11 protein-coding genes are annotated in these 7,705 nt (G+C 61.7%); 9 read left to right on the top strand and 2 right to left on the bottom strand.

Features of this window, described 5'->3' with window-relative positions:
• The 8 genes from DEH80_RS08730 to DEH80_RS08695 all read left to right on the top strand — a co-directional run.
• Positions 1–557, top strand: a 557-nt coding sequence (locus tag DEH80_RS08730; RefSeq protein ID WP_133249181.1) for an IS30 family transposase, incomplete at its 5' end; no start/stop codon positions are given.
• Positions 558–566: 9 nt separating this feature from the next.
• The gene (locus tag DEH80_RS17750) at positions 567–674 is read left to right on the top strand and encodes a YgjP-like metallopeptidase domain-containing protein (protein ID WP_207774542.1); all 108 of its coding nucleotides are present in this window, start codon (positions 567–569) and stop codon (positions 672–674) included.
• 256 nt (positions 675–930) lie between these two features.
• Positions 931–1,194 (top strand): hypothetical protein, encoded by a 264-nt coding sequence (locus DEH80_RS08720; protein WP_109720105.1) that lies wholly within the window; start codon positions 931–933, stop codon positions 1,192–1,194.
• Positions 1,191–2,009 carry an outer membrane lipoprotein-sorting protein gene (locus DEH80_RS08715; protein WP_109720104.1) on the top strand — a complete coding sequence of 273 codons (819 nt, stop codon included), beginning with the start codon at positions 1,191–1,193 and terminating at the stop codon, positions 2,007–2,009. Before DEH80_RS08720 ends, DEH80_RS08715 begins: the two co-directional genes overlap by 4 nt.
• A gap of 176 nt (positions 2,010–2,185) precedes the next feature.
• On the top strand, positions 2,186–2,722 hold the full coding sequence (locus DEH80_RS08710) for a heme NO-binding domain-containing protein (RefSeq protein WP_109720103.1): 537 nt from the start codon (positions 2,186–2,188) through the stop codon (positions 2,720–2,722).
• Positions 2,710–4,059, top strand: a complete 1,350-nt coding sequence (locus DEH80_RS08705) for a response regulator (protein ID WP_109720102.1) — start codon at positions 2,710–2,712, stop codon at positions 4,057–4,059. Before DEH80_RS08710 ends, DEH80_RS08705 begins: the two co-directional genes overlap by 13 nt.
• Positions 4,056–4,397, top strand: a complete 342-nt coding sequence (locus DEH80_RS08700; protein ID WP_165831382.1) for an Hpt domain-containing protein — start codon at positions 4,056–4,058, stop codon at positions 4,395–4,397. The genes DEH80_RS08705 and DEH80_RS08700 overlap by 4 nt, the downstream gene beginning before the upstream one ends.
• 225 nt (positions 4,398–4,622) lie before the next feature.
• Positions 4,623–5,033, top strand: a complete 411-nt coding sequence (locus tag DEH80_RS08695) for a hypothetical protein (protein WP_109720100.1) — start codon at positions 4,623–4,625, stop codon at positions 5,031–5,033.
• Here the strand turns inward: DEH80_RS08695 and DEH80_RS08690 are convergent.
• Both DEH80_RS08690 and DEH80_RS08685 read right to left on the bottom strand, forming a co-directional pair.
• Complete coding sequence (locus DEH80_RS08690; RefSeq protein WP_109720099.1) at positions 5,030–5,866, bottom strand: alpha/beta fold hydrolase; 837 nt, start codon at positions 5,864–5,866, stop codon at positions 5,030–5,032. The genes DEH80_RS08695 and DEH80_RS08690 overlap by 4 nt on opposite strands.
• 30 nt (positions 5,867–5,896) lie before the next feature.
• The gene (locus tag DEH80_RS08685; protein ID WP_109720098.1) at positions 5,897–6,514 is read right to left on the bottom strand and encodes a TetR/AcrR family transcriptional regulator; all 618 of its coding nucleotides are present in this window, start codon (positions 6,512–6,514) and stop codon (positions 5,897–5,899) included.
• Between the two features lie 102 nt (positions 6,515–6,616).
• Between DEH80_RS08685 and DEH80_RS08680 the strand changes: the two genes are divergently transcribed.
• The gene (locus DEH80_RS08680) at positions 6,617–7,705 is read left to right on the top strand and encodes an efflux RND transporter periplasmic adaptor subunit (protein WP_109720097.1); all 1,089 of its coding nucleotides are present in this window, start codon (positions 6,617–6,619) and stop codon (positions 7,703–7,705) included.

The following is a 7,705-nucleotide window of genomic DNA, read 5'->3' as shown; positions in this document are numbered from 1 at the left end:
GCTCGGCGATTCAAGTGCCGGATCATCAGACGATCCATCAGCGACCAGCCGAAATCGAAGGTCGAGAATTTCCAGGCCACTGGGAAGGCGACCTGATCATCGGCCAGCTGAATCAGTCCTGTATTGGCACGCTGGTTGAGCGTAAGACCGGCTTTCTGGTGCTGTGCAAGATGGAGAACAAGAGCGCTTCAGCCGTCCGAGAGGGCTTTGAACGGCAGCTCAAGAAGATCGACCGCTTCCTCCGGCTGTCGATGACCTACGACCGGGGCTCGGAGATGGCAGAGCATCCGCTGATGAGCAAGCACCTGAAGATGGCCATCTACTTTGCAGATCCGCACGCCCCGTGGCAGCGAGGGAGCAACGAGAACATCAACGGCTTACTCCGGCAGTACTTCCCGAAGGGCACCGACCTGTCAGGTGTGAGCCAGGTCCGCCTAAACGACGTCGCGTGGCTGCTGAACACCCGGCCAAGAAAACGTTTTGACTTTCAGACCCCGCAGGAGCTTTTCGACCAAGCAACGGCGGATTATCTCAATCATGTTGCACTTGATTCTTGAATCCAAGATGTGCGCGAGCACACTGAGGCGTTCTGGAACGAGGTGGACAAAGTGCTTCCGGATTATCGAGAACGAGTGGAATGGCTCAAGCGGCATGGGGCCGCATTTACGCTTTAGGACTCGGGGTTGCCAGGAATTATTTGCTCCCGGTTAAGTGGCTGATGGCCCAGTTAAGAAAAATATCAGACAGACTTTAAGCTGCTTGTATGGTCGCGCCGGTGCAGATGAAATCAATCACTTATCGGCCGCGCAGAGACAGACTTAATTGATAACGATCAGAAATTCTCTTATTCTATTGTTTTTATTATGTTTTTAATGTTGGCCCGAGTTTTGATTCCATTGCCTCTGTCCGCAAACGAATCAAGGGTTTCACATGTCTCCGACTGAGCAGGCCACGCAGCAAACAGCACGCATTTCCCCGGCAACCGACGCGCTGGCGGCCAGCCGCTGGCTCCGTCGAACCAGCACGCCACTCAACACGACCGACGTGTTCGGGCCGGGCTCTCTGCTCTTGGCCTTCGCCCTGCTCAGCGCGATGTCCTGGGGCGTCCTAGCAACCGCGCCGACCGTCGCCACGCCAGAGGTCGAGGCCATGAACCAGACCAGCGTGTCGGACCCCGCGGGAGACCTCTCATGATGCGACTGACTCAAAAAACGACCGGTCTTTCAGCGACGTTGATCGCAGTGGTCTCGCTGGCCTGGACGGCATCGGCTACCGCATCTCTGGAGTCTGCTGAAGAGATTGTCCAGTGCATGACCGCCAATGTCCCGGAACAGGCGTTCTCGTTGCAGGTGGGCCTGGAGGCCTACGAAGATGACGAACTTCGCGAACGCGTTGTACTGGACGTCGTTGGCGAACTGGGGGACCAAGGGCGGCTGGCACTGATGACACGCGCTGCCGCCCCCCACCCGGCGGCTGGCCAGCGGCTGTTGTTGCGACAAGACCCGTTCGGGGCCGCCCTGCATATGATGCAGCCGCATTGGTCCTCAGCACGTGCAGTGCCTGCTGATCTGCGCAACGAAACGTTTTGGGCCACCGATGTGAGCCTGCATGAGCTCCAGGAAGTGGTCGGATTAATTCCAAAGGCCGTGGTTGCTCGCGGTGAAGATGTGGTGGAAGCGGGTCGACGGCTCTACGTGCTGGAAATGCATCCGGCACATGGTCGTGCCAGCACCTACTCCCGTTTGGTGGGACGCATTGATGCCAACACCTGCCTGCCCGTGCAGCTTGACCTGTATGGGCCGGAAGGCCGACTGAGCAAACAGCTCAAAGCAGACCTCAACCACCGATCGGTGGAGGACGGTCGGCTGGTCGTCCATCAATGGACCATCCGCAATGTCGCGACGCCGAATCGCTACACGCGAGTCTATCTGGGCGATGTGCGCTTTGACGTCAATGCGCTCCGCCCGGCACGCCTGGACCTGCGAGGCCTGCGCCAATGGGGCTCCTAGATGTGGAGGTTTCACATTTCAATCGCACGTAAGACGATACAGTGACGCACTCGGTCGGGGCCGCCGCACCAGGACTTCACCTTCAGTTCCAGTAGCGTGACGAATCGGGACGGCTGCGGGTTGTCGGCACCTGTGGTCCGAGGGCATGCAATCGGCTGCTTCACCAAGGGATCCAGATGAAAGGTGTCGTCTTCACAGAATTGGTCGAAATGGTTGAGTCGGTGTTCTCTCCCGATATTGCCGACCAGATGATCGAAAACGCCAACTTGCCATCGGGCGGCGCATACACCGCCGTTGGCACCTATGATCACGCGGAAATCGTGTCACTGGTCGTCGCGCTGTCCGAATTGACGGGCATGAGCCCCGAAGAGTTACAGCAGGTCTACGGACGCCACCTCTTCAGTCGATTCGTTGTCCTCTATCCGCATCTGGTCAACCGCTTCGATAGCGGGCTGGACTTGCTCGAGGATGTCGAACGCGTGGTTCACGCGGAAGTGCTAAAGCTGTACCCCGACGCCCAGCTACCGCGCTTTCAGTCCAAGCGATTGGGGCCGGGCGAGCTTGAGATGGTCTACCGCTCCCCTCGCCAGATGTCGACGCTGGCCCACGGCCTCATCGAGGGCTGCCTGGAACACTTCGAACAAGTCGCGGACATTGAGCGCAGGCCTCAAGCGGATGATGCCGTGGCATTTCACATCCGATGCCAGAGCTAGCGGACCCATCACGCCTAGCCCGGCGCGCCGAACGTGAGCGGCAAGCCCGCAAACTTGCCGAGTCGCTGCTCGAGGACAAGAGCCACGAGCTTTACGCAGCCAACCAGGCGCTAAGAGCACAAACCGAGCGCCTGGACCAACTGGTCGAGGCTCGGACCCGAGAACTGCAGGCCGCATTGGAGCGGGCCGAGGCTGCTTCACGTGCGCAGCGGGAATTTCTTGCGACTGTCAGCCATGAGATTCGCACGCCGCTGCAGGCCTTGTTGGGCATCTCCGAACTGCTGCGGTCGAGCCCACTCGGTGAAGAGCAACGGGAATGGGCGCGACTGCTTCACAGTGGTGGGCTCAATCTGAAACAGCTGGTGGACGACATCCTGGACCTCGCCAAGGTCGAGGCCGGCCAGCTCACCCTGGAGCCCCGGCCGGCCAGCCTGCCCAAGGAACTCAATGCCACGCTTGCCTTGTTCCGGCAGCGGGCCACTGACAAGCATCTGGCGCTGGAAGCCGATATCGCTGATGACCTGGACCCGGTCCGTGTCGACATCGATACGCATCGCCTGCGTCAGATCATTTCCAACCTTCTGAGCAACGCGGTGAAATTCACCGACCGGGGGCACGTCAGGTTGTCGGCCTCGGTCACCCACCGCAGCCAGGACCACCTCCACGTGGCGTTCAAAGTCATCGACACCGGCATTGGCATGGATGCCGCAGCCCAGGCGAGGCTTTTTCAACCCTTTATCCAAGTCGACGGCTCGGCCACGCGTCGCGCAACCGGGACCGGCCTGGGCCTGTCAATCTCGGCGCAGCTCCTGCACCTGATGGGGAGTGAACTGAAGGTCACGTCTAGCCTGAACAACGGAAGTTGCTTTCACTTCGAGCTCACTCTGCCGTGGCGGCCCGTCAAGCGCACACCCGACACCGGCCCTGAGGCAGACGACCACGCCAATGCCTTTCAGACGCTCAGCCGGGTGCTTGTGGTCGAGGATCAGCCCGTCAACGTGCTGATCCTCAAGCGTGTGCTCGAACAGTTCGAACTGCAGGTCGAAGTCGCCGACAACGGGCTGATGGGCGTGAACATGGCATGCGCTCAACCATTCGACATCATCATGATGGACGTTCAACTTCCCGAGCTTGATGGCACCGAGGCCACCCGAATGATTCGTGAACGCTGCCCCTCACCCCAACCCTATATCGTGGCGCTCACCGCCAACGCCTTCGACACGGATCGCCAGCGCTGCACCGAGGCTGGCATGGACGATTTTGTGGCCAAGCCCTTTTCGCGCGCCGACATCCAGCAGGCTTTGAGCCGCGCCGCCGCCCAGCGAGCCAACCATTGAACCAACAACCCGCCTGCGATCTGGTCGCGCTGCAAGAGCTGCTAGGCGATGCCAGCGTGGTCCAGGAAATCTGCAGGCTGTTTCTGAGCTCATCGAGCGAGGCTCGAGCCGGCATGGAACACCACGCCCAAACGGGGGATGATCGAGCCTTCGCACGAGAGGCCCACAAGCTCAAAGGCATTTGCGGCAACGTGCAGGCCATCCGCCTGCGCGGCATCTGTGAAGAGTTGGAGCTGTCCAGCGAGTCACTGCCCTCGCGCTGGACCCGGTTGCAGCCGGCACTCGACCGGGAACTCACGCTGGTGCGGGGGTTGATCAAGTCCACCGTCGGCAACTAGGCGCTCAACGTCGCACCGGGCGATGGTCGACACCGTTCGCGACGTGGTGGCCTGCCCAGGCCTTCGCCACGCATTTGGGAATGCACGGATTGACTGGCGCCGCCAAGTTACAGCGTGAAAACAGGCTCCGTCTTGATGCTGCGAGTCAATCAGCGCCTCTTTCACGAGTCCTTTACATTGAGCGCGGTAGCTTTACCGCAACTTCACGGACGGCGGAAACAGGGCTTGGACAATCATGCCAAGGTAGGCGAATCCACCGAGCGGCGTGGCGAGCACGCCCCCGAATTCATCCTGGTGGCCGAAGCAGCCATCTTGCGCGCGTTTCGAGAGCGGCTGTTCTCCAAGCATGCGCCGCTGTCAGCCGTCGATCTATTACGCCGGGTTGCCCTGCGTGTGCCGCTACGGCAATCGGACCTGGAAACGGCACTGGATCATCTCATTGCGGCCCATGCAATCGAACCGGTGGGCGATACGGATGACGACCGCGTGCAACTCACCGATGCCGGCCGCGACCGCGTCTCCAAATTGGGATTCGGCATCCGACCCAACCGTAACGACTGGCGAGCGCTTGCCCAGTGCATGCGCCAGGTCGAGATGCGCCTAGGCGCAAACGTCGAGCAGATGGCTGCGCGCTAAGCCAGAAATTCCAGCACGGCCTTGCTAAGCCGAGCGGGCTGCTCCAACGGAATCCAGTGGCCACCCGGCCATTGTTCATACCGCCATTGACCACGGACCCAACGCGCTGAGCTGCGCATCTGCGACGCCACCAGAAACCGATCGCCCGTGCTGTAGATGCCCAGGGTGTCACAGGACACCGGCGGTTGCGTGCGAAACAACACATCGAACAACGACGCCCGGTAAATGCTGACCGCAGCCGTCAAACGCGCTGGCTCGGCACGCATTCGCTGCATGACGGTGTCCATATCAGGGTGGCTGGCAAACACCCGCCGCAGACTGAATCGGCCCTCCCCCAACAACAACCGTTCGGACAGGCCGGGCAGCTGGAAGAACAAGGTGTACCAGCCGATCTGCTTCTGGCGGAACTCGGCCCGTGCATAGGCTGTGGGATGACCCACCGATATCGGGACCAGCCGTCTCACCCGGTCCGGGTGATGGCCCGCGATCAGCCAGGCCAGCGCGGCGCCCCAGTCGTGGCCGACGACATCGGCCTGCCGAATGTTCAGTGCCGCGAGCAACGCCGCATGATCGTCTGCGATCAGCCGGGCGTGATAGTCGCGGGACCGTGTCCCCAGCTGCGAGGCGCCGCAACCCAGGGTGTCCGGCGCAAGACAGCGGTAGCCGGCGCTGTGTAGCCGCTCGATGACCGGAAGCCACATCGCAGCCTCATCGGGAAACCCATGCAACAGCAACACGACCGGGCGATCAGGCTGATCAGGCGCTGAGTCCAGATAGGACAGCTGAAAACCGCGATGTTCGAAACGCTGACGCTGCACCACGCCGTCTTCCATCACTGCCTCCCTGGCCACCGCCTAAACGGTTTACGGCGCTGGACGTAATCCGTCCAGCAAAATGTCCATTTGCGCCTGAAATCCAGACTGCCAGTCTTCACCGACCAGCCCATCCACCTTGCTGAACTTGCCAGCTGCCAGCAAGGCGCTGAAGCCATGACAAACCGACCAGACATGCGCGGCGATGGGATGGGCGGGCGCCGGCCGGATCTCCCCCACCCGCTGCAATACTTCAATGCTCTGCAAGAGCACTGAAAACGCTGCCTGAGCCGCTTCGTCCAGCGCCGGGTATGCCGATGGATCGGCAATACTGGTGCCGAACATCAGCTGGTAATAAGCCGGCTGCGCCTGTGCAAATTGCACGTAGCAAATGCCCATCTCGCAGAACGAGTCGAGGGTCATCAAATGCACGCCGCCGGGAGATGCTGAACGCAACGCCATCTCAAACTCGCGGAACCCTCTTGTGGCCAGCTCGGCCAGCATCGCCTCCTTGCTCTCGAAGTGGCGATAAGGGGCCGTGGCCGACAATCCCGCAGCGCGGGCGACCGCACGCAGGCTGAGCGATTCCACGCTGCCTTGCAGCAACAAGTTCAACGCCTGATCCAGGCAGCGCTGGCGGGTGGAATCCGTGCCCTGAGCATCTTTCATGCGGCGCAATGTAGCACAGAAGTTTACACCGCACCCTCACATGTTTGCAGTGCTTACTTAAAGGCGTATAGTGCTCACACCCTCCGCCGCCGGAAGTCCCTGATGGCCCGCCCCACCCTTGCAGTCTCCCATCCGTTGTTTCCCCGCCTGGTCGCCGTTCTCACGCTGAGCCTGGCCGGCTGTGGATCGCCGGCTCCGGTTGATTCCTCACCAGCAGCATCCGTGGAACGGGTCCGCATCGCGACTGTCACGGTTGCTCCCAACGCCAGCCAGCTTGCGTTTCCGGGCACCACACAGGCCAGCGACGGCGGTGATCTGGCCTTTCAGACCGCGGGCCGGCTCGCCAGCCGACTCGACATCGGACAAAGCTTTGCCCGCGGTGAGACCCTGGCCACGCTGGACAACCCTCGCCTGCAACCGACGGTCGATGCCGCCAGACAGCGCGTGGAACAGCTTCGCCAGCAACGCCTGCAGGCGGAACGCGATCTGACACGTGTCCAGGCACTGCGTGATCAAAATGCCGCCACCCTTGAGGAGATGGAGCAGGTCCGCTCTGCGCTGGCCGCGCTCAAGGCCGGCGAAGCCGCAGCGCGCGCGCAGCAACTCGAGGCCGAACAACTCCTTGCTGAAGCGCAGCTGACGGCCCCGTTCGCCGGCACCGTCACCCGCAGCTATGCAGACCCCGGTGAGTTCATCCCTGCCGGCACACCCGTGCTGGCGGCTGCGGGCACGGGGCCGCAGTTGGAAGTTGAAATCGTGTTACCGGAATCGCTGATCATGGCGCGGCAGCTGGGTGAATTGATTCCAGTCCACTTCCCTCTGCTGGATCAGACCGTCAATGGGCGCATCGTGGAGGTGGCCACAGCGGCCGCTGGCGCGGGGCGTCTGTTTCCGATGGTCGTCAGTGTGCCGGGCGCATCGCTACGCGCCGGATTAACGGCAGAGGTCATCATCCCGGTGGCCCGGGACCACGAACTCACGGTCCCGCTGCGTGCTGTGATCGATCCCGGCAGCCACGAACCGCACGTCTACCGACTCACCGACGGTCGCGCCGAGCGCGTCCGGGTTCGGGTGGGCGACCTGCTTGGAGAACGCATCGTGGTCAGCGGCGACCTGCAGGCCGGTGACTCGGTCATCACCGCCGGGCTGACACGACTGGTCGACGGTCAGACCGTCAACGTCCTGCGCTAG

Source organism: Abyssibacter profundi (genome assembly GCF_003151135.1).
In the GTDB taxonomy this organism is placed as follows: Bacteria; Pseudomonadota; Gammaproteobacteria; order Nevskiales; family OUC007; genus Abyssibacter; species Abyssibacter profundi.
The sequence above is the reverse complement of the archived record's forward strand: the minus strand, read 5'-3'. Positions and strand labels throughout refer to the sequence as shown.

Coding starts and splice junctions, on each gene's coding strand:
- DEH80_RS08720 (WP_109720105.1), top strand. CDS start 931: ATGTCTCCGACTGAGCAGGCCACGCAGCAAACAGCACGCATTTCCCCG.
- DEH80_RS08715 (WP_109720104.1), top strand. CDS start 1,191: ATGATGCGACTGACTCAAAAAACGACCGGTCTTTCAGCGACGTTGATC.
- DEH80_RS08710 (WP_109720103.1), top strand. CDS start 2,186: ATGAAAGGTGTCGTCTTCACAGAATTGGTCGAAATGGTTGAGTCGGTG.
- DEH80_RS08705 (WP_109720102.1), top strand. CDS start 2,710: ATGCCAGAGCTAGCGGACCCATCACGCCTAGCCCGGCGCGCCGAACGT.
- DEH80_RS08690 (WP_109720099.1), bottom strand. CDS start 5,866: ATGGAAGACGGCGTGGTGCAGCGTCAGCGTTTCGAACATCGCGGTTTT.
- DEH80_RS08685 (WP_109720098.1), bottom strand. CDS start 6,514: ATGAAAGATGCTCAGGGCACGGATTCCACCCGCCAGCGCTGCCTGGAT.
- DEH80_RS08680 (WP_109720097.1), top strand. CDS start 6,617: ATGGCCCGCCCCACCCTTGCAGTCTCCCATCCGTTGTTTCCCCGCCTG.